This window comes from Catenibacterium sp. AM22-6LB, from assembly GCF_003435615.1.
GTDB classification, from domain to species: domain Bacteria; phylum Bacillota_I; class Bacilli_A; order Erysipelotrichales; family Coprobacillaceae; genus Catenibacterium; species Catenibacterium mitsuoka_A.
This window is the reverse complement of sequence record NZ_QTUM01000006.1, coordinates 29160-54365: the sequence shown is the minus strand read 5'-3', so window position 1 is coordinate 54365 and position 25206 is coordinate 29160. Positions and strand designations below refer to the sequence as shown.

The 25206-nt window shown below is 34.2% G+C and carries 27 protein-coding genes; 4 read left to right on the top strand and 23 right to left on the bottom strand.

Translation table 11 applies throughout. The features are described from left to right. Window positions 1–178 precede the first annotated feature (178 nt). The 16 genes from proC to DW269_RS02775 form a co-directional block, all read right to left on the bottom strand. Window positions 179–958, bottom strand: a complete 780-nt coding sequence (gene proC / locus DW269_RS02850; protein ID WP_117458470.1) for a pyrroline-5-carboxylate reductase — start codon at window positions 956–958, stop codon at window positions 179–181. A gap of 40 nt (window positions 959–998) precedes the next feature. Further along, window positions 999–2075 carry a cell division protein FtsZ gene (gene ftsZ, locus DW269_RS02845; protein WP_117458469.1) on the bottom strand — a complete coding sequence of 359 codons (1077 nt, stop codon included), beginning with the start codon at window positions 2073–2075 and terminating at the stop codon, window positions 999–1001. 15 nt (window positions 2076–2090) lie between these two features. Next, window positions 2091–3356 carry a cell division protein FtsA gene (ftsA, locus tag DW269_RS02840; protein WP_117458468.1) on the bottom strand — a complete coding sequence of 422 codons (1266 nt, stop codon included), beginning with the start codon at window positions 3354–3356 and terminating at the stop codon, window positions 2091–2093. Window positions 3357–3459: 103 nt separating this feature from the next. After that, window positions 3460–4233 carry a cell division protein FtsQ/DivIB gene (locus DW269_RS02835; protein WP_117458467.1) on the bottom strand — a complete coding sequence of 258 codons (774 nt, stop codon included), beginning with the start codon at window positions 4231–4233 and terminating at the stop codon, window positions 3460–3462. 2 nt (window positions 4234–4235) lie between these two features. Beyond that, a complete protein-coding gene (gene murB / locus DW269_RS02830) occupies window positions 4236–5147 on the bottom strand; it encodes a UDP-N-acetylmuramate dehydrogenase (RefSeq protein WP_117458466.1) in 912 nt (303 codons plus the stop codon). A gap of 1 nt (window position 5148) precedes the next feature. Then, window positions 5149–6237, bottom strand: a complete 1089-nt coding sequence (murG, locus tag DW269_RS02825) for an undecaprenyldiphospho-muramoylpentapeptide beta-N-acetylglucosaminyltransferase (protein WP_117458465.1) — start codon at window positions 6235–6237, stop codon at window positions 5149–5151. Window positions 6238–6248: 11 nt separating this feature from the next. Then, window positions 6249–7589 (bottom strand): UDP-N-acetylmuramoyl-L-alanine--D-glutamate ligase, encoded by a 1341-nt coding sequence (gene murD / locus DW269_RS02820; RefSeq protein WP_117458464.1) that lies wholly within the window; start codon window positions 7587–7589, stop codon window positions 6249–6251. Next, window positions 7590–8558 (bottom strand): phospho-N-acetylmuramoyl-pentapeptide-transferase, encoded by a 969-nt coding sequence (gene mraY, locus DW269_RS02815; RefSeq protein ID WP_199409883.1) that lies wholly within the window; start codon window positions 8556–8558, stop codon window positions 7590–7592. Window positions 8559–8623: 65 nt separating this feature from the next. Next, window positions 8624–10747 (bottom strand): penicillin-binding protein, encoded by a 2124-nt coding sequence (locus tag DW269_RS02810; RefSeq protein ID WP_117458462.1) that lies wholly within the window; start codon window positions 10745–10747, stop codon window positions 8624–8626. Continuing rightward, entirely contained in the window at window positions 10747–11037 is a 291-nt protein-coding gene (locus DW269_RS02805; protein ID WP_192923993.1) for a hypothetical protein, read from the bottom strand. Before DW269_RS02805 ends, DW269_RS02810 begins: the two co-directional genes overlap by 1 nt. Further along, entirely contained in the window at window positions 11037–11975 is a 939-nt protein-coding gene (rsmH, locus tag DW269_RS02800; RefSeq protein ID WP_117458460.1) for a 16S rRNA (cytosine(1402)-N(4))-methyltransferase RsmH, read from the bottom strand. Before rsmH ends, DW269_RS02805 begins: the two co-directional genes overlap by 1 nt. Window positions 11976–11980: 5 nt before the next feature. Continuing rightward, entirely contained in the window at window positions 11981–12412 is a 432-nt protein-coding gene (gene mraZ / locus DW269_RS02795; RefSeq protein ID WP_022424832.1) for a division/cell wall cluster transcriptional repressor MraZ, read from the bottom strand. Window positions 12413–12599: 187 nt separating this feature from the next. Next, a complete protein-coding gene (gene rpmF / locus DW269_RS02790) occupies window positions 12600–12776 on the bottom strand; it encodes a 50S ribosomal protein L32 (protein WP_006504992.1) in 177 nt (58 codons plus the stop codon). Window positions 12777–12790: 14 nt separating this feature from the next. After that, entirely contained in the window at window positions 12791–13306 is a 516-nt protein-coding gene (locus DW269_RS02785) for a DUF177 domain-containing protein (protein WP_022424834.1), read from the bottom strand. 137 nt (window positions 13307–13443) lie between these two features. Beyond that, the gene (locus tag DW269_RS02780; protein ID WP_117458459.1) at window positions 13444–14046 is read right to left on the bottom strand and encodes a hypothetical protein; all 603 of its coding nucleotides are present in this window, start codon (window positions 14044–14046) and stop codon (window positions 13444–13446) included. After that, a complete protein-coding gene (locus tag DW269_RS02775) occupies window positions 14043–14864 on the bottom strand; it encodes an HAD family hydrolase (RefSeq protein ID WP_117458458.1) in 822 nt (273 codons plus the stop codon). Before DW269_RS02775 ends, DW269_RS02780 begins: the two co-directional genes overlap by 4 nt. A gap of 200 nt (window positions 14865–15064) precedes the next feature. Between DW269_RS02775 and DW269_RS02770 the strand changes: the two genes are divergently transcribed. Both DW269_RS02770 and DW269_RS02765 read left to right on the top strand, forming a co-directional pair. Then, window positions 15065–16441, top strand: coding sequence for an ROK family protein (locus DW269_RS02770; protein ID WP_117458457.1), 1377 nt, complete (start codon window positions 15065–15067; stop codon window positions 16439–16441). A 77-nt stretch (window positions 16442–16518) separates the two neighbouring features. Next, entirely contained in the window at window positions 16519–16986 is a 468-nt protein-coding gene (locus DW269_RS02765) for a YbaK/EbsC family protein (protein ID WP_117458456.1), read from the top strand. Here DW269_RS02765 and DW269_RS02760 read toward each other — a convergent pair. From DW269_RS02760 to DW269_RS02750, 3 genes are read right to left on the bottom strand one after another with little or no spacing between them, the layout of a single operon-like run. Then, window positions 16957–17508, bottom strand: coding sequence for an SOS response-associated peptidase (locus DW269_RS02760; RefSeq protein WP_158546293.1), 552 nt, complete (start codon window positions 17506–17508; stop codon window positions 16957–16959). The two genes, DW269_RS02765 and DW269_RS02760, sit on opposite strands and share 30 nt — an antisense overlap. Before the next feature lie 30 nt (window positions 17509–17538). After that, window positions 17539–18024, bottom strand: coding sequence for an HD domain-containing protein (locus DW269_RS02755; RefSeq protein WP_117458454.1), 486 nt, complete (start codon window positions 18022–18024; stop codon window positions 17539–17541). A gap of 51 nt (window positions 18025–18075) precedes the next feature. Further along, on the bottom strand, window positions 18076–18918 hold the full coding sequence (locus tag DW269_RS02750) for a YitT family protein (protein ID WP_230310124.1): 843 nt from the start codon (window positions 18916–18918) through the stop codon (window positions 18076–18078). Between the two features lie 70 nt (window positions 18919–18988). On the opposite strand from DW269_RS02750, the gene DW269_RS02745 reads away from it, so the two are divergent. Together DW269_RS02745 and DW269_RS02740 are read left to right on the top strand one after the other, a co-directional pair. Further along, window positions 18989–19621: a Crp/Fnr family transcriptional regulator gene (locus tag DW269_RS02745; protein ID WP_117458452.1), complete on the top strand. Its 633-nt coding sequence runs from the start codon at window positions 18989–18991 to the stop codon at window positions 19619–19621. Window positions 19622–19678: 57 nt separating this feature from the next. Further along, entirely contained in the window at window positions 19679–20665 is a 987-nt protein-coding gene (locus DW269_RS02740) for an asparaginase (protein ID WP_117458451.1), read from the top strand. A 22-nt stretch (window positions 20666–20687) separates the two neighbouring features. On the opposite strand, the gene DW269_RS02735 is transcribed toward DW269_RS02740, so the two are convergent. From DW269_RS02735 to DW269_RS02720, 4 genes are all read right to left on the bottom strand, one after another. Then, window positions 20688–22676 carry an ABC transporter permease gene (locus DW269_RS02735; RefSeq protein ID WP_117458450.1) on the bottom strand — a complete coding sequence of 663 codons (1989 nt, stop codon included), beginning with the start codon at window positions 22674–22676 and terminating at the stop codon, window positions 20688–20690. Window positions 22677–22678: 2 nt separating this feature from the next. Then, window positions 22679–23437, bottom strand: coding sequence for an ABC transporter ATP-binding protein (locus DW269_RS02730; protein ID WP_117458449.1), 759 nt, complete (start codon window positions 23435–23437; stop codon window positions 22679–22681). A gap of 103 nt (window positions 23438–23540) precedes the next feature. Then, window positions 23541–24515 carry a sensor histidine kinase gene (locus tag DW269_RS02725; RefSeq protein WP_117458448.1) on the bottom strand — a complete coding sequence of 325 codons (975 nt, stop codon included), beginning with the start codon at window positions 24513–24515 and terminating at the stop codon, window positions 23541–23543. Further along, window positions 24499–25185, bottom strand: a complete 687-nt coding sequence (locus DW269_RS02720) for a response regulator transcription factor (protein ID WP_117458447.1) — start codon at window positions 25183–25185, stop codon at window positions 24499–24501. Before DW269_RS02720 ends, DW269_RS02725 begins: the two co-directional genes overlap by 17 nt. Window positions 25186–25206 lie beyond the last annotated feature (21 nt).

Here is a 25206-nt window from a genome sequence, read left to right as displayed (position 1 = left end):
ATCTGACGTGTATCTGTTCAGTTTTCAATGTTCTGTCTGCGCTCCTCACCGGAGTGCTCACTTATACTACCATCATTCATTTCCTTTGTAAAGACTTTTTTTTGATTTTTATTCATTTTTTGTGAAAAAATAAAAAAAGCAGCCTATAAGCGCTATTTTAGTGCCTATAGGCAATGTTTTATTTGTTCATTGATTTTTCAATTGCGTTAATAAATGCACTGCGCATACCAGCATCTTCTAAAGCTTTTACGCCTCTAATAGTAGAACCACCTGGTGAAGTAACATCATCCTTTAAGATCCCCGGATGAAGATTGGTTTTTAATTGCATCTTTCCTGATCCAAGTACTGTCTGACTTGCAAGCTTATAAGCCATCTTTCTTGGCATTCCCTGCATAACAGCTCCATCAGCTAACGCTTCAATCACCATATAGATATAAGCAGGTGCACACCCTGATAATGCGCCACCTACAGCCATTAAGTGGTTTGGTACTACTTCTATTTCTCCTACTGATGAGAAAGCATCTTTAATAGTACTAAATTCTTCATCAATTAAAGAATGAGTCTGTTCTAATAGACACATGCCTTCTCTTACTGCCATTGGAGTATTTGGCATAACTGTTAAATGTCTTGTAGAAGCATCTAATAGTGTATTGTATTTATCAAAGTCATAGCCTAGTACAATAGAAACAACTGCTTTGCCTTTTAAATCTTCTTTGATATCAGCTACTACTGATTCAATCACCTGTGGTTTAACACATAAAAAGACAAAATCACTTTCTTTTACGACCTCATGTGCATCATTTAAAGCTACAATCCCAAAAGAACTCATTTTATCTAATTGAGCTTTATTTAAATCATAAGCACATATTTCTTTACCTGGAATAAATCCAGATTCTACAAAACCTTGCGCAATTGCACTGGCCATATTACCCATGCCTACAAAACCAAATTTATACATAAGAATTCCCCCTTGTAAAAAAAGCTAACATAATGTTAGCTTAAATTTTTCTATTTCTAATAAAGCCTGGTAATGGATCTTCATCATCATCTTCAACAACTGTAGTTGTCTTATTACCATGTACTGTATATGCCTGTTTTGGAGTTACTACAACTTCTTCTTCAGGCTGATCATCTTCAAAACCAGTTGCAATGATAGTAACGATGATCTGATCGTCTAACTGATCATTAGAAGCTACACCCATGATTGCATTGACATCATTGCCAATTGCTTCAGTAATAGTCGCAAATGCTTCGCTTGCTTCAAATAATGACATGCTTGGTCCACCAGTAATGTTGACGATTGCATCCTTTGCACCGTTGATAGATACATCTAATAATGGAGATGATACAGCACGTTTTGCAGCTTCCTGTGCTTTATTTTCACCTTCAGCCATACCAATACCAATAAGTGCATCGCCACGATCCTTCATAACTGAGCTAACATCCGCAAAATCAAGGTTGATCATTGCTGGAATCGCAATTAAATCAGTAATAGTCTGAACAGACTGACGTAAAATGTTATCTGCTTCTCTGAATGCTTCATTCATTGGACGATTACCAATTACTTCAAGAAGACGATCGTTAGAAACAACGATAATAGAGTCTACGTTCTTACGTAATTCTTCTAAACCTGCAAAAGCCTGTCTTTTTCTTCTAGGCCCTTCAAATGTGAAAGGAGAAGTGACTACACCTACAGTTAATGCACCTAAATCTCTTGCAATCTTTGCAACAACTGGTGCACCACCAGTACCTGTTCCACCACCCATTCCGGCAGCAACAAAGACCATATTTGCATCAGCTAAAGCTTCTCTAATTTCATTTTCAGATTCCTGAGCTGCTTTACGTCCGATTTCTGGATTTCCTCCAGCACCTAATCCCTGTGTAATATCTCTTCCTAAGAAGATCTTATTCACACCTGTAATTCCTTTTAATACCTGTGCATCAGTGTTTGCTACATAGAAATCAACACCTTTTACTCCATCAGTCACCATTCTATTAACGGCGTTGTTTCCTCCGCCACCTACACCAATAACTTTTATTTTTGCAACCTTCACAAAATCTAAATTTTCATCCATTGTCCTGCCCTCACTTTAATCATCACTTAATATCGAATCAAAAAACTTTCTAAACTTGCCTTTATGATGAGTTGTTTCAGTCTTAGCCATTGTTAGACCTCTCACCTTTAAACTCATCGTGCTTGATAAATCAGGAAGAACAAGTGATACAACATCTTCACCTATCAATTCCTTACGATCATCTAGGCAATATAACATACCTAAACACGGTACCAGAGACATATCTCTTGCACCTACTGTTTCAGGTCGATAACATCTTACAGGTGTACCTAATACATCTGTCGCAATTAAATTGAGGCAAGGTAATTCTCCTCCACCGCCGACAACAACAGTTTCATAAGTACGTCCATCATTGATAGCATCTAAACAGTGTTTAATTTGTGCCATCATTTCCCACACAGCTGTCTGTAATACTTCAGACAAATCCCTCTGTGTATAATTCTTTTCTACTCCATCTACGATAGTAGTATGGATGATATCTTCTTCACCAAGACCATTTTCACATGTGCCGTATTTCACTTTATATATTTCAGCCTGTTCCATAGAAATCTGCCATGCATCTGCAATAGCACAAGTTAAGGTATAGCCACCTATTGGTACAGTCTTCAAATATTTCAAATAGCCCTCTTCAAAGAAAGAAATAGTTGAATGATCATATCCGATATTGATCATCACTGCACCTTCTTGAAGATATACAGCATCAAACGCTTCTTTTGCAGAAGCATATGCATCAATCGTAATATCAATAACATCCAATCCTGCTTTTTCTACAGCTGTCAGGTAAGAATACAATACCTTCTTGTTTGTAGTAATCACAAGTGCTTCTACCTTTAAAGAGGCAGAACGCATACCAAGAGGCATATGATCCACTTCTTTTGTATCTAAAAGATACTTAACAGGAATAGTTGATACAATTTCTTCTTTCTTGCTCTTTTCAAAACGTTGTGCAATCTTCAAAACACGCACAATATCACTGACCTCAATTTTATCCTGAGGTGAATTCACTTTTGTAATACCTTTAGTTTGGTATGTTCTTGCATAATTGCTAGGAAGAACAAGTGCAATAGATGTAATTGTTGTATTCAATTCAACATCTGCTTCCTTAATAATTGATCTGATTTCATCAACCAGTACTTCTTCATTTTTGATCAAGCCACCCTCAATGGCATGGCTCGCTAATTTCTTCGTGAAGAGTATATTAATATTAGTGCTCATCAACTCTGCGACAAGTAGCTTTAGTGTCGTAGAACCGATGTCTAAAACAGCATATATTCTTTTCATAGACACTCTCCTTACATATAATCTTATTTTATCATAATTACAAAATAATGAAAACGATTTATAGACTACTTATCACGAGTTACATATATATGACTCGTAAGGTTTACTCGCATTTAGTCATGTATAAATTTCTTCCCTCAAATGAGAATACGCATACATCACTTTTACTTTGCATATAAGCAGAGTAATCAAAACGAGATGGAGACAATGTATCCTTCATACCCTGGATATCTAAAATCAATTTCTTTCCATCATCAAGTATTAAAGCCACACGATCATCATATCCTTTTGCTGGAGAATAAACGATATCACTTACAGCGTTTCTTATCGTAACAGGAATAGCAACATACTGGCTTGCAAGTTCTTCTACTGCCTTGATATCAGTAAATCCTGAAATCTTAGGAATCTGTTTAAGTCCTGTATAATTCATACCTTCAACAACCTGAATAAGTTTACCTTCTTCAGTAACGACATAGGTTTTATTGTCTAGTTCCATATATGCCACCAAAGCTGCTTCTTGAATTTCAATAGAAACACCACCAAGGATGTTATGAGTAACATAAGCCTTTGTGACAAGACCTGTCTTCTTCAGATTATCTTTAATCGTGTCATTTTTTAACAAGAAATGATAGGTATGATCTGTAATACCTGATTCTTTTATAACTAAATCTTTTGTAAGCTGTGAATTACCTGTGACCTTTATAGACATAACCTTTGATAATGGGGATATCATATATCCCAAAACTATTAAAAGAATAATACCAAGAAGTGTCAAGCGACGCTTTCTTAGTTTTCTTTTACGTCTATTTTTCTCAATTAACTCACGTGATGGGCTGCGATCATATTCATTAAATACAAAATCGGGCTTCTTATCCATATTTAATCCCAATTCACTAAAATAACTTCTTTATGAAGCTTGACTCCAAACTTCTCATAAACAGTCTTTTCTACAAGTCTAATGAGATCAAGTATATCCTTTGCACTTGCATATCCATTGTTTACGATGAAATTCGAATGTTTAGGTGATACCTGTGCACCACCAATTTCATAACCACGCAGCCCTGCTTCATCAATATAACGCCAGGCAGGTTTTTCTTCAGGGTTTCTAAAAACACTACCTGCACATGCAAAATTCCATGGCTGTGTACTCATACGACGTTCTTTACGCTTATCTAATACCTTACGGATTTCTCCTGGATCTTTAGCTGTCATTTCAAATGTTGCATCAAGAATGATCCAGTTTGGATGCTTTTGTAACACTGAATGACGATAAGAGAATTCCATATCTTCTTTGCTTAATGTAATGACATTTAAGTCATCATCAAGCACACGTGCACTTACAAATACATCTGCCATACAATACTTATAGGCACCGGCATTCATATAAATACCACCACCCATATCTCCAGGAATACCACCCATAAATTCAAATCCTGATAATCCTGCTTTGGCACTCGAATAAGCTAAGGCAATCATAGAGACACCCGCCTGTGCCACAATAGTGCTACCATTCATCTTCACATCATCAAATGATTTCATTGAGATAATGATACCATCATATTCTTTATCACTAAATAGGAGATCACTGCCATTACCGATAACCATGTGCTTAATATCATGATCACGACAATAATTTAAAGTCTGAATAAGTGAATCGATATCGTTTGCTTTAACGAATATCTTGGCAGGTCCACCCACTTTATAGGTTGTATGCTTGTACATAGGTTCATTCTCAATGACTTTGCCTATATTCATAGACACAAAATCGTTATATACCTGCTTCACATCCATATTAGCGTCCTCCAGTTAATTTTAATATTTCTTTATAAATATCCTCACATGCATAAGGCTTACCTAAAGCAAGTGCTTTTTTAGATAATTCTTTACGCATTTCTTCATTGTTCATATATTGATCAACAACTTCTACAAATGCATCTGCATTTAAATCTTTTTCAAGAATCAAATGAGCAGCCCCTTTGGCTACAAGTTCACGAGCATTGTATTCCTGATGGTTAGCCACTACATAAGGACTAGGAATAATAATAGAAGCTGTACCTAATGCTGTCATTTCAGCAAGAGTTGTAGCACCTGCACGGCTCACTGCTAAATCGCAGCTATGTAAAACACTAGGCATATCATCAATATATGGTAATACATGAATAGAATCACTTAAGTCCTTAAGTTCTTCCTTCATCTTTTCATAATAAGTCTTACCTGTTACATAAAGTACATCATAATCCTTATGATCCATCTTATGTAATGCATCCTTCATTACAGCATTGACTGTTGCTGAACCAAGTGATCCCATAACAATCACCATAACTTTTCTATCAGGTGCAATATTGTAAAGATCATGTACATCTTTGAGTACTCCTTCAGATACAACAGAAGCACGAGGGTTACCGAGTAACTTTGTCTTATCCTGTGGAAATGCTTTTAAAGCTTTTTCATAACAGCAGACAATTTCATCTACACGTTTAATTAAGATTTTGTTTGTTAAACCAATGATGGAATTCTGTTCATGGATCATTGTCTTATAGCCTTTCTGACTTGCTGCTAAGACAATAGATGCACTAGGATAACCACCAAACCCAATAACGATATCTGGATTAAATTCCTTTAAAATCTTCTTTGAAGACTTTAAAGATTTTAAGAAAATCAAAGCATTTTTAGCTTTCTGTAAAGGATTGCCTACAAGACCTTTTACATGTAAACCACGATATGCCAAACCCATCTGAGGTACAATCTGAGATTCTAATCTATCTGTCGTACCTACAAATAAGAATTCAGTATCAGGATCACATTTCTTAATATAATCAACTAAGGCAAGAGCAGGATAGATATGTCCTCCTGTTCCACCAGCACTTACTATAATTTTCATTTAATTCACTCCTATAACTTGTTCACGATGTCTTTGAAGACATTTCCTCTTTCAACATAACTATGAAATTCATCGAATGAACTTGTTGAAGGAGAAAGCAATACAACATCGCCTTCTTCAGCAATCTCTTTTGCTTTTAAAATAGCATCTTTCATATGATCTACTACGATTGTATGAGGATGTTGCATATCTTTAGAGAAACGTTCTTTTGTTTCACCAAAACAGATGAGTGTCTTAATAAGAGGATTTTGTTCTCTTACGTCCTTTAAATCAAGATTCTTTTCATGACCACCCATTAATAAAATAACAGGTTTTTCAAACGCTTTAATCGCAATCACTGCTGCATCTGTATTAGTTCCCTTAGAGTCATTGTAATAACGTACGCCATCAAGTTCTCTTACAAACTCAATACGATGTTCTACACCCTTGAATGCAGCTAAAGTGTCATGAATAGATTCAAGACTTACACCTACTGCTCTGCACGCTGCAATCGCAACCATCATATTCGCAACATTATGTAAACCTACAATCTTGATTTCATCACGACTAATGACCTTCTGACCCTTGTAATAGATTGCATTGTCTTTAAGTTCTACATCTGCGTGACTTTTAACTGAGAATGTTTCAATATGTGATGGAACAGGATACTGTGCTAAATAAGACTGTAAAGTTTCATCATCACTATTATTAATAAATAAATCATTATCATCCTGATTCATATAAATACGCATCTTAGATGCATAATATTCATCTAGAGAGTCCATATAATCAAGATGATCCGGTGTTAAGTTTAAAACTGTAGCCACTTCTGGCTTGAATTCTTCAATATCAATAAGCTGGAAGTTAGACATTTCTACTACAACATCATGTCCTTCTTCTTCATATAAATGTTCATTTAACACGACTTCACAATAAGGAATACCGTAGTTACCGCAAATATGTGCCTTGCGACCTGCAGCCTTCAAGATTTCATAAATCAAAGTCACTGTGGTCGTTTTTCCATTTGTTCCTGTCACCGCAATATAAAGCTGCTTTTTAGCCACTTTATAACCTAATTCAATTTCTGTATAAACAGGAATACCACGTTCTTTTAAACGCAAGATAAATGGAGCATGATAATTGATCCCTGGATTTTTAACTACAAAGTCAAAATCTCTTTCAAATAATTCATCTGGCTGTCCACCACAAACCATTTCAATTCCTTCACTCACATATGTGTCATATTCAGGAATATCTTCTTTTTTCTTTGATTCATTGATAGTGATATCAGCATGCATAAACTTTAATAATTCAACTGCTGCCTTACCACTTTTTGCAAGTCCTAATACAAGTACTTTTTTGCCTTTAAACATTTATAACACCCCTAACAATAATCCAATAATACCCGCAACAAATCCAACTGCCCAGAAAGTGACAACAACTTTATTTTCGCTCCATCCACACATTTCAAAATGATGATGAATAGGAGCCATTTTAAATACTCTCTTACCTCTTGTCTTAAATGAAATAACCTGAATACATACAGATAATGTTTCAATAAGAGGCACGATTCCAATAATCAATACAAGTAGTTCCTGTTTAGTGATGACTGCAAACGCTGCAAGAATACCACCTAATGCAAGAGAACCACAATCACCCATGAAAATCTTAGCTGGATGTGCATTAAACACTAAGAATCCAGCGAGACCTCCCATAAGTGCAGCACCAAATATTGCTGTTTCAATATTCTTACTTAAAATTGCAAATGCAACAAATGGTGTTAATGCAATAATCATAAGTCCTGTCGCAAGACCATCTAATCCATCTGTTAAATTCACTGCATTAGATTCTGCAGTAAACATGAAATAAACAAAGACTGGATAGAACCAACTAAGATTAACACTAATATGTGCAATAGGAATAATAATTTCAGTTGAGAAGTTAGGTAAATATGCTTTAGCTAGGAAATAGAATGCAATTGCAATAACTGACTGCATTGCATATTTATAACTAGGCTTCAACCCTTTATTACTATGCTGTACAACGATTAAGTAGTCATCAATAAATCCAATAAGTCCAAATCCTACTAATGCAAATGTTAATAGATTAACATATGGATTCATAAAGTTCTGATAATGGCAGATATAAGCTGCAATCACAGTAGCTATGATAAATACAACACCACCCATTGTAGGTGTTCCGCCTTTTTTCTTATGAGAAGCAAGTCCCTCTTCTCTTTCTACCTGTCCAAACTTTAATTTATGTAAGTAAGGTATAACCTTAGGCATGGCCACTAATACAAGTGCTAATGCCACTATAAAACTGATCATTAATAGAAACATGAAAATTTCCTCCCTCTATTTTACCCCACAAGTGTAGCATAATATGGGTGTAAATACAATGTCACTTATTTCGCATAAAGCTCAATCTCAGTGCCTTGTTTTAATTCAGTTCCCTTTGTAATACTTTGAGCATAAATAGAGCCCAAACCATTCATTTTAATTTCAACACCAGTGAGTGATGCAAAGGCTTCAGCCTCTTTACGAGACCAGCCAAGCATTGAAGGCATTGTATATTTCTGTCCATCTGTTAATAAAAGTACTTTAGAACCCATTGTAACTTCTGTTGTACTTGATGGATATTGTCCTACTACTGTAGAACCATCACCAATGAGTATTGGTGTAAGCGAATGTTTCTTTAAGATACCTTCAACATATGATGTACTCTGGTTCATATAGTTATTTAATACATAAGGTGTTGAATTTACCTTTTCAGTATCTTTGCTTAAGATATTTAAAGCTGATTTAGTAATACTCTTGACTACCTCTCCAGAATAGTTAGTACCGCTGCTTTCATTCTGGAACCAGACTATAACTTCTACTTCAGGATCACGATAAGGTGCCATACCGACAAAGGAATGTGTATGCTTAGAAGCAGAATAAGCACCATTTTCCGCAATCTGACCAGTACCAGTCTTACCAATGATTTCTACAGATGAATCTCTATAATCACGACCTGTTGATCCATCAATATTAACGACACCATATAAAAGTGTTCTCATCTGAGCCACTGCTTCAGTAGAATAGATTTTCTTAGAATAAGAAGTTTTAGCACTATAGAGCGTCTTACCATTTGTAGGATTGACTACCTTTTCTACTAAATAAGGTTCTACTGTACGACCATCATTCGCAAATGCTGAATAACCTCTTAATAGCTGTAGTGTAGTAACTGAAGAACCTTGACCAAATCCTGTTGTGAAATATTCTAAGCTCTTTGTTTTACCGTCATAACCCTTTACACCACTACCAGAGAATAAGCCATCTACCTTACTAGTTTGGAATAATCCAAGATTCTTATAATCTTCAATTAAGCTAGACATATTTGTATGTTCAGCAAGAATATGACAAATAGCTGTATTAGAAGAATGATACAACCCATCACGATAAGTAATACGGCCCCATCCAGTTTTATTGTGGTCATGAATTGTCGCAATAACACGGCCATTAGATACATAATCATATGTACCTGACTCATATTTGCTATCTAAATCTAATACACCATCTGTTAATGCATTCGCATAGACAAATGGTTTAAAAACTGAACCACATTCAAATGCTTCATTTAAGAATGTATCGTTATAATTAGTTAAATCTCGTTTATTAGGATCAAATGAAGGATAGTTAGATACTGCAAGAATAGCCCCTGTTTTGACATTCATAACTACAGCACATGCTTTTGTAGCCTTCGTATTTTCCTGCATATCTTTCATTAATGAATCTAATTCTGTCTGAAGTGTTGAATTGATTGTTAAATAAACATCATTTCCACTTACTGACTTCTTATCAGAAATAACCCCATTAGGAAGAGTATTACGCTTAGAGTCTACTAAATAAACTCTCTGCCCATTTGTACCCTTTAGCCAATTATTATAAGTCTTTTCAATACCCATCTGACCTACAATATTATAAGGATCCGTTTCTGCCGCTACAGCTGCATAGCCTACTTCATAGCTTGCAAAATCACCAAAACGATAATTACGAGATGTAATTTCATCAAATTCAAGACCAGGTAACTTCAATGCCATAATCTTCTCTTTTGTGATAGAAGATAAATTACGGCCATAATTACCAAATTCTACCTGATATGTATTCTGATTCAAGCGATCTAAAATTGTTGCTTTAGATACGCCTAGAATAGGTGCTAACTGTTCAGCTGTTTTATCTTTATTTACAATATATTGAGGATTATTCTTCGCATCTAATCTTTTTGCAAGAATAGCCCTTAATTTATATTTCTTTACATCAGAAGCAACTATTTCGTTATCACTTGTATAAATAGTCCCACGTGCTGCCTGAACAACCTTAGTGACCTGTCCACCTCCACGTTTCTTTGCAAAGTCTCTTATATTGACGTTACTCATCATTGTCTTACCTGTTGTACATAAGTAACAGACATTGATTGCTAATATAACCATCATAAAGAGAAATACAAGCATAACGACCTGACCGCTTCTATTTCTATTTTTGTTCATTATTCTTCAGCTCCTACCACTGCAGCAGCTGCAGAACTAGGCTGATAATCATAACCTTTCTTAGTGGCAACATCCTTCATACGTGAGAAAGAAGCCAATTCCTGTTTAGACATTTCTAAAGCATCAATATCTGACTGCACATTAGATATTTCATCCTGTGTCTTTTTGATTTTCGCATTAAGTTGTGATTCATATGAATTCAAATAAATACTACCTACCAAAAATAGCACAAAAGAGAACGCAAGCAGCATTTCTGTAAACTTTAAAAATCTTGATTTTCTTCTTTTCATTATTCATCACGTATCCTTTCTATTACTCTTAATTTAGCTGAATGAGAACGTCTGTTCTCTGATAATTCTTTTTCATCTGCCACTATAGGCTTTCTTGTAACCTTCTTAAAATGAGGCTGGTATTCCTCCGGAATAACTGGCATACCCATTGGTAAATCAGGTACTGCAGTCTTTTCATTAAACATATACTTTGTAATTTTATCTTCTAATGAGTGGAAGCTGATGACTGCCACACGTCCACCTACATTAAGTAGATCTAATGAATCTGTTAAAGCACGTTCAAATACATTTAATTCATCATTCACTTCAATACGAATTGCCTGGAAAGTGCGTTTTGCAGGATGCCCACCTGTACGTCTTGCGCGAGCTGGAATAGCCTTCTTTACTATTTCTACAAGTTCAAAGGTTGTTTCAATAGGTTTAACCTGTCTTTCCTTTTCAATCATTCTCGCAATTGATTTCGCAAACTTTTCATCCGCATACTTATATAAAATAGTCACTAAATCCTGATAAGAATAATTATTCACTACTTCATAAGCACTTAAAGGCTGTTCTTGATTCATACGCATATCTAGTCTTGCATCTGTATTATAGCTAAATCCTCTTTCCGCATTATCAAATTGAGGAGAAGATACACCTAAATCAAATACAATACCATCTACCTTATAAACACCCTCCATTGAGAGTCTTGCCTTAATCTCTTTGAAATTTGCATGAATAATAGTAAAGTTGTCAGAAATCTTTGACAATCTTTCTCTTGCAGCTTCAATCGCATTGGTATCCTGATCAAAACAATATAAATGTCCTGTTGTCAATTTTTCTAGAATACGAGAACTATGTCCCCCTCCTCCTAGAGTACAATCCACATAAATACCATCTTCTTTTATATTCAATGCATCGATTGTTTCATCTAATAATACACTATAGTGTTCAAACATATTTATCATTCCTCATTTTCTGATATTCTTTCTGATAAGTCATCAAACTGGTCATCATATTCATCATAGAATGCATCCCATTTAGCAGTATCCCATATTTCAATATGTTCACCAGCACCAACGATTGTACACTCTTTTTCTAGATGAGCATGTGTACGTAATACCTGGGGAATATTGATACGACCTAATTTATCAAATTCACTGCAGCTCATACGAGAAGTTACCATACGTAAATAAGCACGCTCTTCTTTCTTCTTATTTGATAACTTCTTCAATTCTGCATAATAAGTCTGCCATCCTTCTTCTGTATAAACATCTAGACAGCCTTCGTGGCCTCTCATGATATAGACATGGTCTCCGCATTCACCACGGAATTTAGCAGGGATGCTCAAACGGCCTTTAGTATCTAGATTGTGCTGATATTCACCAAAGAACATACCTTACTCACCATTCCTTTCCACAATTATCCACTTTCATACAATTCTTACCACTATTATAGACTTAGAATGCACTTTCAGACAAGAAATTTATGGATTTTAAATACAAAAAAAGGTTTTCTAGCATAAAACGCCAAAAAACCTCTTAAAAATAAAAAAAAGAGAGATTTTCATCTCTCTAAAGGAATTATTTTACATCCTTAACTTTAACGCCATTATAATAACCACAATGACCACAAACTCTATGTGCTAATTTGAATTCACCACATTCTGGACATTTAACAACTGCAGGAGCTGATAATTTGTCATGAGTTCTTCTCTTGTCTCTTCTTGTACTTGATACTCTTCTAAATGGTACTGCCATCTTGTTCTACCTCCTTATTCCTGATCCTTGAAATAATCTTTGAGTTTTGCTAAACGGGGATCGATTGTATCCTCTTCTTTTGCGACTACTTCGCTTTCATCCATAACTTTCCAGCCTGAGCCGCTTGTTTTCATCTTTGCGCCTTCCTTCACAACTCTCATTGGAATAGCCATCATGATTTCCTGGAATATGACAGAAGTAAGATCAGCGACATCCTTTCTTGCTTCTACAACATCCTCATCATCTTCAGGCTTATAAAACGCAAACACAACATCTGTATCAATAGAAAATGGGTAATCGACATCTTCCAATGATATAGCGCAAGGAACAACCATTGTTCCCTGAACATGGTATGTTACATATAGACGTTCTTCACTACTATTGAAGTTGCCCGATCCTGTAACTTCCACATCCTTCAAATCATTGATTCGAGATAAGTTATAGAACATTTCTTTAGGAAATGTTATCGTTTCTTCGAAATCAAATTTTCCATTTTTCTGTTTGACTAACCAATTACGATTCCATTTCACCTTGATCACCCTCTATAACTGCATCACCCATTATAATGAAAATGAGATTATAAGTCAATCAAAAAAATCATTTTCTAATGGGCATTAATCGCATATTTTTTAAAATGTCTTTGCGACCGTGTGTATTCTAACATAGTTTATTCAAAAAAGATAGATAAATTTTCAAAAACCCATTTAAAACCTCTGATCATTCTTTGATCTGGTTCAGTAAAATGACCCCCATTCTCTTCTATATATATACATCTGTTATTCTTACTTAGATATTGATAGGTTTCTATTGTATTTTGTCCTACCGTACACATGAGCTTATTCTTTGTTTTTGATTCTTTTCTACCTAGACTTAAGTATACTACTGCTTTTCTATTAATAGTATGAAGATAGTTGATCCAGCCTGGAAACCATAAAGAACCAGATGCACTTATACATCCTACAAAAGATTCATGTCTTCCATACATCCACAAACTAAACAAACCACCAAGTGAATAGCCCGCAATAATATAATGATGAGAAGAATTCATAGTTGAAAGAATCCACTTTTCAAGTTCCTCACCCTTTCCACCAAAACCGTCAGCAGGCCATGGAGAAAGTTCACTATTCCAATCCTTAATAACTGGTGCAATAAGACAATAATTTCCCTTTAATGATTCTACAATTGAAGTGCAATCATGAAAGAAACAGAAGATATAAACGTCAGCATCTTGATTGCCATAAATCTGGCATTCTCTTCCATAATAGATCATATTAGTTTGTAATGCTCCATTGCATTATATATTCCATCATTATCCACTGTATCAGTCACATAATCTGCAACAGCCTTTGCTAAATCAGCCCCATTGCCCATTGCAATAGCAGTGCCTGCCATTTCTAACATTTCTATATCATTTGTAGAATCTCCAAATGCATAGGCATTTTCTATTGGCTCACCAACAGCTTCCATAAAATCCTTAATAGCAGCCCCCTTAGATACACCTTTATTCATCATTTCTCCAGCCTTTGCGCCAAATGTTGATGTATAGCCTCCAGCTGGTATAAAAGTCAAGCTTGGGTCTAATTCTTTCATGAATCTCTCAGCTGCTTCTACTGTATCAAAAGTTGCATCAATCTTAAGAATTGGATTATTCTCTATTTCAGCCATCGTCTTCATACTCTTTTTCTTAAACACTTCTTCAACAGGTTCATCAAATTTCTTTTTGAACTGTTCTTCAAACATAGCATGTGTATAAGGATTCTGATAGCCATTTTTCCAATCTATGATCTGATAGCCTCCACCTAATTCTTCAATAAGTTCAAGTGTTTTCTTTACAACATCAATTGAAATGATTTTCTGTAATTCCGGCTTACCATCACGAACAACCGCTGCGCCATTCGCAATAATTGCATCTTCTATTCCTGTAAAAGAAATTTCCTTTGTCATAAAATAACTTCTTCCTGTACAAAAGAAACAATGATGCCCATTTTCTTTTGCTTTCTTAATCGCCTCTATTGCACTTTGTGGCACAGTATGTGTCACATCACTTAATAAAGTACCATCTATATCAAAAAATAAATATTTCCCCATATGTTTTCTCCTATACCAATAGATTATAGTGTAATCTCTTTGAAGTATTATAGTATAAGAATCCAAAAAGAAACATTATTTTCTAATTATGATCAACTTTTCAAAACTATTTTGACAAGAACCTATCATCTTTTTTCAATATATTTAAAAATTATCTATTTGAAGTATTGTTTTGATATACTTTTGTTGAGGTGATTAAAATGGATGAATTTTTAAGAGATATACATACATTATTATTCAAGGAATGGATTCTCATTCAGTCTATTGAAGGCTGTAATATTAAAGAAGAAGGTAAAAAAGTTATTCTTACAACGCCTTATTGTCATGCCGAAGTGATATTTAATGATCATAACCTGATTGAATTATCAGTCACAAATCTTGTAACTGATAAGATAGACTTCTATCTTCATTTTCAGATGCATACTATGAGTCATGCCATTTCTTTATATACAGAAATGCTTCAATGTGTCAAACAGCTAATCAATGAACCTCCCGTTCGTGTTCTTTTAACATGTACAAGTGGCCTCACAACAGGTATGTTTGCCGCACAACTCAATGAAGCGACTATGCTTTTATCTAAGAACTATGAATTTGATGCGATTGCTTATCATGAACTCTATGATATTGCGAAGAATTATGATGTGATTCTTGTAGCTCCACAGGTAAGTTCTAAAAAGACAAAACTAGAAACATGCTTTAAAAAGAAGACAGTACTCACTATTCCTTCTACAATATTCGCAAAATATGATGCAGGCGCATTATTAGAATTTTTAGATGAACATTTATCGTCTCGTCGACATCCAACTACGGCTCGTTTACCTGTCATTAGTCGTCCAGTGCCTCACCAAACAAAAATCTTAACTATCGCAACAGTACGCACAAGTCATCGTACAAGAATGATCTATCGTGTTTTTGATCCTAACAATAAAACACTATTAGATAATGAAGTCGTTAAGTTTGATTTTCAGGTGAATGACCTCTTTGATATCCTTGATACAGTATTACTCTTTCATCCAGATATTCCTATTATTGGAATTAGTCTTCCAGGAATCATTCGAGATGGTTATATGGACTTGCATAACCAAAGAATCAACGTTTTAAGACCACTTAATAAGCGTTATCCAAATAAACGTTTCTATTTATTTAATGATGTCAACGCCCTTGTGTCTGGCTATTATATTTCACAGAATAAATACCAGACAATCTCATTTCTCTATCAGGCCTCTACAGGAGGTGCTTGTGGTATAGGCTCTGTCTTTAAGGGGCAATTAATAGAAGGAGCCCATAAAATTGCAGGAGAAGCCAAATTTCTTCCATTTAATAAAGAAGAATTCAAAAAAACTCCTGAAGGACAGTTAGAATGTCTTACTTATCAGGCAGCTGCAGTGATTTCTATCTATGATCCAGAGATGTTGATTGTCTCATCTAAATATACAAATAAACATGAATTAAGAGAATCATTAAAGAAATACTTCCCTGAAGAATATCTTCCTAATATCCACTTTATTGAACATTTCAAAGAATATGGATTATTAGGTGCATTGATTCTTTCTATCCAAGAAGAAAATAAAGGCTGAGTTTATTGAAAAACTCAGCTTTTATGCTATAATCCTTATAAACATATCTAGTTAGTATGTTGGTAGGAGGAGTTATTATGTCTTTAAATTCAGTGAAAAATTATTTCAAGCAGTATAATATGGATACACATATTGTAGAGTTTCCTGTATCAAGTGCAACTGTGGAGCTTGCAGCACAAGCTATTGGCTGTAAAGAACAGGAAATTGCGAAAACAATGTCTTTTCATGTCGGAGATGAAGTCATTGTGATTGTAATGGCCGGGGATGCAAGAATCGACAATAAGAAATATAAATCATTCTTTCATAAAAAAGCTAAGATGCTTCATGGAGATGAAGTAGAATCTTTGACTGGTCATCCAGTGGGTGGTGTTTGTCCTTTTGGATTAAAAGAAGGTATTAAAGTTTATCTTGATGAGTCTCTAGAACGTTTTGATCATGTTTATCCAGCATGTGGCAGTCCTAATAGCGCTATTAAGCTCACTATTCCAGAATTAGAAAAATATGCCCACCAGGAATCATGGATTGATGTCACTGATATCATCTAATGACATTTGTTTATGAGAACCAAGGACTTCTAAAGAGTCTTTGGTTTTTTTGTATACTCTTCCTTCATTAAGCCATAAATCTATATCTTCAAATGAAACAATGACAGGCATTCTTGAATGAATTCCTGACATGATGTCTTCTGCTTCTTTTGTAAGTATTGTAAAGTAATTATCATGATAGATGCCTGCAAGATAAAGAATATGATGATTAGTAAAGCGATATTGCGTATGCGCTCTATCCCATTCATAGAAACCACTGATTGGAATAATACATCTTCTTTTTACTGCATCTTCTTTAAACATCTTCTTTTCTAATACTGTTTCTATGCGTGCATTAAAGACACGTTTTTGATCTAATGGATAACCCCATGTCTTATAGTCTCCATAATGACCCTTTAATATAACAAAACCTTCCTCTCCTGGATGAATATCTCCATAAGGAAATATATGTCCATCAGGAATGATCACCCATTTAGTCAAATCATATTTCAATTGTTCATCTAAATAGTAACGTCCACACATAATAATCCTCCAAAAAAAAGTCATAGAAAACTATGACTTAAACATTGTATCTAATATATGCTTACCTGTTTCTGTTTCAAAAAAACTCTCTTTGGCATGCTGAATAGATTCAATAGAAGCATTGTCTTCAAATGCGTTAACTAAAAAATCTGCTTCCAACAAGATACGATAATCTATTCCGTCTACATCAGTATATGTATGATGATGGGCAATCAAGAAACATATTCTTTCTATATCGTCTTCTTTAAATCCTAAAGAAGTACATATTTCTCTTGCAGGTGCAGGTCCTTCTTGTTCCTGTAACTTTCCATTTTGAAAGCCATATTTCTCTTCTGATACACGTATTCCAATATCATGTAAAATACTGGCCGCTTCTAATACAAAGAGTGTATGTGTATCTAATCCTTCTTTTTCACCAATTAATTTAGAAAAGCTATGTACCTTTATGAAATGCTGGATACGCTTAGGATCTCCATAATCAAATTCAATCATCTTCATCATTAATTCTTCTAACATATTTATCACCTGCATCTATTGTAGCACAAATAGAAAAAAGACCCGTAGGTCTTAACGTGATAATGTATAGCCTTTTCCAATGACTGAATGAACATCACTCACAAAAACAAAGGAAGTTGGGTCTTCTTCTACCGATATTCTCTTAATAGTCGCAATCTTCTTATACTGTGTGACTACTAGAATAACCTGCATATCTTCTCTTAAATAACCTGATTCAGCTTTTAATAAAGTGAGACCAACATCAATTTCTTTATAAATACGATCTCTAATTTTTTCATATTCCTGACTCATAATCATGATTTCACACTGTGATTGACCATATGCCAATACTTTATTGACTGTTATAGTACAGATCATAATTGCAAGAATACCATATACATTCTTCATAAAGGGATTAGATGCCACCTGAATCAAAATAACTGTAATATCACATACATTCATAACGATAGAAACAGGGACTTTGAAATATTTCTGTAAGATGACACCAATAATATCAAAACCACCAGAAGATCCATCACCTAAAAGTACAAGTCCTACCCCTGCCCCAATGAGGACACCTGCAAGAATAGCACTCATTAATGGATCAGAACTCATTTCAACTAAGAAATTATATTTCTGACATAGATCTAACCCAAATGGAAAGATAATACTGACAATCAATGTCTTGAAAATGAATTCTTTACCAATAAATATATAACCTAATATAAATAATATCGCATTACAAATTAATACAAGAATTGAGACTGGTAATGGAATCATCTTACTTAAAATAACACACAAACCTGTTACGCCTCCTGCAGCGAAGGATTGTGGTAATACAATCATTCCAAGTGCTATATCAGTCAAAGCGACACCAACCAAGATTTTTACCATTGATAATACTTTTTCCTTCATTTTCATCACCCAGGAATATTATAATGATAAAAAGAGACAATACAGTAGCCTAGGCTACAATGGAGGACATATGAATATCATTATCCCAGAAAACTATTTTTATTTATTTGAATCAGTAGGTGAACGTTGTGTCTTGCCTTCAAAGACAGTCATCTTTTATGAGAGTGATGATGCAAATGATATCTATCTTTTAATCAAAGGTCGTGTACGTGCTTATTTAAGCAGTTCACAGGGGAAACAGATTACCTTGGAGGTATTAAAGAAAGGACGTATTTTTGGTGATGGTTCTTTTTTGAACCATTCTGTACGTAAAGCGAATATGGCCACGATTACTGATGCAGAATTCATCCGTTGTCATATTACTGATTTGATGCCTATATTACAGAAAAATAACGATCTCATGATCCTTATGCTTCAGCATCTGACTTCTACATGCAACTATTTGACACACACAATTGAAAGATTAGTGAACTATAATAGTACACAAAAGGTGGCTGATTTCCTTCTTATTGAAACAGATAACGGAAGAAAATCCATTCCTTATACACACGAAGATATTGCAGGATGTTTAGATATGAATAGAGTGACGGTATCACGTATTATGAAAAAATTGAAAGAGGAAAATGCTGTTTTGTATGAGTATGGAATTGTTTCTGTAACGGATTCTAAAACATTGAAGCATATTCTAGAACACACTGAATAGAGATTATTGCATTCAAGTTTTGTTTAAAATATAATTATTGACGAGGTGTAAAAAAATATGAAAAAGAAAAAAATTGCGATTATAGCGACAGGTGGTACGATTGCAGGAAGTGGTGCTGCAGGTAAAACAACAAATTATGAAGCAGGTACTATTTCTGTAGATGAAGTATTGTCTTCTATTCCAGATATAAGAGATCGTGTTGAGATTGTTTTAGATAATCTTTTCTCGGTTGATTCTAATGAAATTGATGATCAAAGATGGTTGATTTTAACTGAACATATTAATAAACTTGCAGATCAGCAGGATATTGATGGAATTGTCGTGACTCATGGAACTGATACAATGGAAGAAACATCTTACTTCTTAAACTTAACAGTCAATACATTAAAACCTGTTGTTTTAACAGGGGCAATGCGTCCTGCAACTGCAACAAGTGCCGATGGACCATTCAACTTATTTCAGGCTATTATGCTTGCAAGTCATAGTGAAGCTTGGGGGCGTGGTGTAATGTGCTTATTCTCAAGTACTATTTTCTCCGGTAGAGATATCCAGAAGATCAGTAATTATAAGATTGATGCCTTTGACCAGAGAGCTTTCGCCAATCTTGGTTATATGAAGGATGATGAAGTGTATTTCTCTTCTCAGCCATTAAAGAGACATACAACTTATTCAGTCTTTTCACGTAAACCAATCAAAGATTTAGCTCATGTCGCAATTGCTGACTACTATGTGGGTGCTTCTCCTGATATTCTTGACTTCCTCGCAAAAAATAATGAAGGTATTGTAATTGTCGGAACAGGGAGCGGAAACTATTCTAAGGAATGGCGTCAACGTATTGAAGAATTATCTGATCAGGGTATTGTCTTTGTACGTGCGAGCCGTGTAACTAACAGTATTATCTTCCAGGATGATTATTTTGATCCTAAGCATGTATGTCTAGGGGCTAATAACTTATCTCCTTATAAAGCACGCATTCTATTAATGCTTTCTCTAACAATCACAAAAGATAAAAAAGTAATTAACGATTACTTCTTAAACTACTAAAAAAAGGCTCGAAAGCCTTTTTTTACTTTTTTACAATTTTATAATATGTACGACTTGTACAGAAATAAACAATAGTATAACAAATAGTAAGTACTATCACTGATACAACAGTACATGTAATAAATGTCTGAGGGGCATTAAGAATCATTACCTTAAACATCTTTAAGATCATCTTATAAGCCACGGACATATGAATAACTGCCACTACAAGAGGAAGGAAGAAGAAAATCAATACCTGTGAAGATATAGCCTGTCTAACTTCTTTTTTACTCAATCCTACGTTCTGTAGTATTTCATATCTTTTCTGATCTTCATAGCCTTCAGATAACTGCTTATAATACATAATCAATACTGCAGCCATCATAAAGAGTACACCTAGAAAGATTCCTAAGAATAATAATGAACCATACATCTGACTAAATTCCTGGTAGTTTTCATAGCGAGTCATATTAGAATAACTGATTTCACCATCATTCTTTTCACTGACTTTCAAAGTGAAATTCTTTGTTGTTTTACGCATGACTTCTTCAGCCTTTGAATTGAAATAACCACCTTTATAATCCACTAATATTTCATAAACATAAGAAGGGGAAGAACGATGTTCAAATGTAAGTGCCTGTTTTAAGGCTGCATCATCCTTGAATACAAATGTGATACTATCTGAATCTACAATCGCAATATCATCCTTCACAAACCAAGGATCATTCTTAACCATCTTTAATGAATACAATTGATTATTCAACATCATTGAATCATGATTAAAATGATAATTAGAATTATAAAGCACTTCATGATCATTTAAAGTGACATGATGATTATAAATACGATTGTAATCAGCTAATGTCATTCCAAGAATTGTAAGAATCTTATTATTACCTCCTTCTCCTGGCGCAGTAAACACTGTTCCATTTTGAGAAGCCAATACATTACAATATTTTAAAGAAGCCATTCGAGAAATATCGATATTTTTAGACGCAAGAGATGTTTTAATGTTCTTTTCAAGGTTGATGAGTTCTTCATCCATGTTCACCTTTTCCATATTCCATACTTTATAACTATAATCAGCACGTACACTTTTTTTCACAGTATCAAAAACTCCACTATAAAGAGTAAATGTTGAAGAAATCATGACGAGAATACATGTACATAAAATACAAATACTTGCAAGTCCCACTGCATTCTGTTTCATACGATACATCATCTGAGACACACTGATGAAGTGATTTGTCTGATAGTAATACTTCTTATTCTTCTTTAATATTTTCAAAATCACAATAGAACCAGCAGTAAAGAGTGCATATGTACCAATAATGACAAGTACAACTGCCACAAAGAATAAAACAAGTGCTGTGGTTGGATCTTTAATTGTCAAAGCAATCGAATAACCAGCACCTAGTGTGATAACACCTATTAAAGTCATCAACCACTTTGTCTTTGGTTCCTTTTCTCCAACCTGTCCACCCTTTAATAACTGGATTGGATTAGAGAAACGAATAGATGCTGCATTGATCATAAATGAGACAAAGAAAATAATACTAAAGAGAAGAGTTGTAATCAAAATCGCATTCATATCAATACTAAATACAATCGATGTATGAATGCCCATAATCTTCACTAAAATAAGCATCATAAGCTTACTAAATAGAATGCCTGTTAATACACCAAATCCTAAAGAAATCAAATAAACAATCAATGTTTCAATAAAGATGATCAACATCACATGACGCTTTTCCATTCCTAATATATTATAGAGTCCAAGTTCCTTCTTACGATTCTTCATTAAGAAGCTATTAATATATAGTAAGAAAATGACTGAGAAGATAATAACTACATAAACACCTAGACTCATAATCATAGCCGCTGATTCACTGTCTTTTCTTAGGCCATTATCTCCACCTAGGAACTTCACACAATAAAACATCATAACTGTAAAGATGCTTGTAATAAGATATGGGAAATAGATTTTTCCATTCTTTTTAATATTTGTCAGGGCAAGTTTTAAATAAAACATAATTACTTACCTCCTGTCTGGAGTAGTGTAAGTGTATCACTGATTGCCTGATACATTTCTTCGTTTGTCTTATTTCCTTTATAGATCTGATGATAGACCTGTCCATCACGTATAAATAAGACACGTTTCGCAAAACTGGCTGCTTTGGTACTATGAGTAACCATCACAATTGTCTGTCCTTCTTCATTTACATGATCAAAGATATTCAATAAATCATCTGTTGATTTAGAATCCAAAGCACCTGTAGGTTCATCAGCTAAGATAATCTGAGGATGAGTAATTAAAGCTCTTGCGACTGCTGCTCTTTGTTTCTGTCCTCCTGATACTTCATAAGGGTATTTATCCAGTAGTGATTCAATACCTAGCTGTGGTGCTAAGTGATTCAATTTAGTTTCCATCACATCATAGTTTTCTTTAGACAAAACTAAAGGTAAAAAGATATTATCACGTAAAGAGAATGTATCTAATAAGTTGAAATCCTGAAATACAAATCCAAGATTCTTTCTTCTAAACTGTGAAATATGCTTTTCACTGATTTTAGTAATATCTTCTCCATTAAGTAGTACTTCACCACTTGTTGGTGTATCTAAAGATGCTAAGATATTTAAAAGTGTTGTCTTACCACTTCCTGATTCACCCATGATAGCTACATATTCTCCTTCTTCTACTGAAAAAGAGACATTAGACAAAGCAGTGACCTGCTGAGATGAAAAACGTGTTGTATAGACTTTTTTTAAGTTTTTAACTTCTAATAATGACATATATGTTTTCCTCCTTCGTTACAACTATAGTTTAATTATTTTGAAACATATCTGCCATTGATTCACCTTACAGAATAAGTCTCTAATCTTACAATTTTGTAAGTTACTCTACGATAAGAGGTTTTTTCTCAAAACAAATGGAAACAGTAGTGCCTTGATTGATTATAGATTCTATATGAATAGGATAACCTAGAGTATCACATATATTCTTAACAAGATATAAGCCTAATCCACTGGCTTTCTTATCAATACGTCCATTTGTACCGGTAAAGCCTTTTTCAAAGACACGAGGTAAATCCTCTTTCTTAATTCCTATTCCTGTATCTTCTATATATAATGTATAATCCTTCATATAAATATGAATAGAACCTTCTTTAGTATACTTCAAGGCATTGGATAAAATCTGTTCAATAATAAAAGAAGTCCACTTCTCATCCGTAACTATTTCTTCATCTAGTTCTTCTAGTTGAAGAGAAATTTTCTTATGAATAAAGAATAAGGATTGTTTTTTGACTACTTCATTCACAATATCCCCTATTTTATAATGTTCAATCTTCAAGTCCTGGTTCATATGTCCCATCTTGACATAGTACATCATCATATCTACATACTGTTCAATACGTAATACCTGCATAGAAAGTATTCTAGGAGATAAATCACCTGATTGTATGAGTAATCGTAGTCCTGCAATAGGTGTCTTGATCTGATGAACCCAGAGTGTCATATAATCAGATAATTCATGATAGCTTGTATCCTTCTGATTATTAAGGACACTATTAGCCTGGATAATCTTTTCTATAAGAGAATAATAAGACTCTTCTAAATCATTTTCTGGTGCAGGTATATTTTCTAAGTAGATATGATCAAGATGTAAGGCATAATGAAGTGCTTTTAGCTTCTTATTATATTTATAATAGTCATAGCCAAAATAAACAATCACAAAGAATAGACATAGACAGGTAGGATAATAAAGTAATGAAATAGAAACATCACATAATAAGAGGATCAGATCAAACAAGAAGATCATCACCAGATAAACAAGATAATAATGATAATGGTCTTTAATGTATGTCTTCATAATATAACTGATACCCTATCCCTTTCTTTGTATGAATAAGCTGTGGTAAAGAAAAAGCATCTAATTTCTTTCTTAAGCGATTAATATTGACACTTAATGTATTATCATCTACAAAAGCTTCACTTTGCCAGAGAGCTTCCATGATTGTATCTCTAGAGACAATCTGTCCGGCATGTTCAAATAATATCTGCATGATCTTAAGTTCTGTCTTAGTGAGTTCTATAGAGTCTTCATGATAACTGATAACACCCTTTAATAAATCTAAAGTGAGTGATTGATAGTTTAAGACATTCTGTGTTTTATTAAATGAATAGGTACGTCTAAGTATTGCCTGTAACTTAGCAGTAAGTACCGTCAAGTCAAAAGGCTTATTAATAAAATCATCTGCACCCATATTCATTGCCATAACGATATTCATATTCTCACTTGTAGAAGAAATAAAGATAATAGGTACTTCTGATTCTTTTCTTATTTCCTGACACCAGTAATAGCCATTATAGTAAGGCAGTGAGATATCTAATAAGATAAGTAATGGTTCATAGTTTCTAAAGTCTTCTAAGACATTTTCAAAATCATTGACTACGCGCACTTCATAATTCCACTTTTCTAGATGTTTTTTTATAGAAGAAGCAATAATTTCATCATCTTCTACAATCATTATTTTCTGCATGTATAACCACCTCTAGTTCAT

Coding starts and splice junctions, on each gene's coding strand:
- proC (WP_117458470.1), bottom strand. CDS start 958: ATGTATAAATTTGGTTTTGTAGGCATGGGTAATATGGCCAGTGCAATT.
- DW269_RS02765 (WP_117458456.1), top strand. CDS start 16,519: ATGTCTTTAAATTCAGTGAAAAATTATTTCAAGCAGTATAATATGGAT.
- rsmH (WP_117458460.1), bottom strand. CDS start 11,975: ATGTTTGAACACTATAGTGTATTATTAGATGAAACAATCGATGCATTG.
- DW269_RS02775 (WP_117458458.1), bottom strand. CDS start 14,864: ATGGGGAAATATTTATTTTTTGATATAGATGGTACTTTATTAAGTGAT.
- DW269_RS02750 (WP_230310124.1), bottom strand. CDS start 18,918: ATGAAGGAAAAAGTATTATCAATGGTAAAAATCTTGGTTGGTGTCGCT.
- murD (WP_117458464.1), bottom strand. CDS start 7,589: ATGTTTAAAGGCAAAAAAGTACTTGTATTAGGACTTGCAAAAAGTGGT.
- mraY (WP_199409883.1), bottom strand. CDS start 8,558: ATGTTTCTATTAATGATCAGTTTTATAGTGGCATTAGCACTTGTATTA.
- DW269_RS02725 (WP_117458448.1), bottom strand. CDS start 24,515: ATGAAGACATACATTAAAGACCATTATCATTATTATCTTGTTTATCTG.
- ftsA (WP_117458468.1), bottom strand. CDS start 3,356: ATGAAAAGAATATATGCTGTTTTAGACATCGGTTCTACGACACTAAAG.
- DW269_RS02770 (WP_117458457.1), top strand. CDS start 15,065: ATGGATGAATTTTTAAGAGATATACATACATTATTATTCAAGGAATGG.
- DW269_RS02805 (WP_192923993.1), bottom strand. CDS start 11,037: ATGAAAAGAAGAAAATCAAGATTTTTAAAGTTTACAGAAATGCTGCTT.
- DW269_RS02740 (WP_117458451.1), top strand. CDS start 19,679: ATGAAAAAGAAAAAAATTGCGATTATAGCGACAGGTGGTACGATTGCA.
- DW269_RS02730 (WP_117458449.1), bottom strand. CDS start 23,437: ATGTCATTATTAGAAGTTAAAAACTTAAAAAAAGTCTATACAACACGT.
- mraZ (WP_022424832.1), bottom strand. CDS start 12,412: ATGTTCTTTGGTGAATATCAGCACAATCTAGATACTAAAGGCCGTTTG.
- rpmF (WP_006504992.1), bottom strand. CDS start 12,776: ATGGCAGTACCATTTAGAAGAGTATCAAGTACAAGAAGAGACAAGAGA.
- DW269_RS02720 (WP_117458447.1), bottom strand. CDS start 25,185: ATGCAGAAAATAATGATTGTAGAAGATGATGAAATTATTGCTTCTTCT.
- DW269_RS02735 (WP_117458450.1), bottom strand. CDS start 22,676: ATGTTTTATTTAAAACTTGCCCTGACAAATATTAAAAAGAATGGAAAA.
- DW269_RS02755 (WP_117458454.1), bottom strand. CDS start 18,024: ATGTTAGAAGAATTAATGATGAAGATGATTGAATTTGATTATGGAGAT.
- ftsZ (WP_117458469.1), bottom strand. CDS start 2,075: ATGGATGAAAATTTAGATTTTGTGAAGGTTGCAAAAATAAAAGTTATT.
- murB (WP_117458466.1), bottom strand. CDS start 5,147: ATGGATGTGAAGCAGGTATATAACGATTTTGTGTCTATGAATATAGGC.
- DW269_RS02810 (WP_117458462.1), bottom strand. CDS start 10,747: ATGAACAAAAATAGAAATAGAAGCGGTCAGGTCGTTATGCTTGTATTT.
- murG (WP_117458465.1), bottom strand. CDS start 6,237: ATGAAAATTATAGTAAGTGCTGGTGGAACAGGAGGACATATCTATCCT.
- DW269_RS02745 (WP_117458452.1), top strand. CDS start 18,989: ATGAATATCATTATCCCAGAAAACTATTTTTATTTATTTGAATCAGTA.
- DW269_RS02780 (WP_117458459.1), bottom strand. CDS start 14,046: ATGATCTATTATGGAAGAGAATGCCAGATTTATGGCAATCAAGATGCT.
- DW269_RS02835 (WP_117458467.1), bottom strand. CDS start 4,233: ATGGATAAGAAGCCCGATTTTGTATTTAATGAATATGATCGCAGCCCA.
- DW269_RS02760 (WP_158546293.1), bottom strand. CDS start 17,508: ATGTGTGGACGTTACTATTTAGATGAACAATTGAAATATGATTTGACT.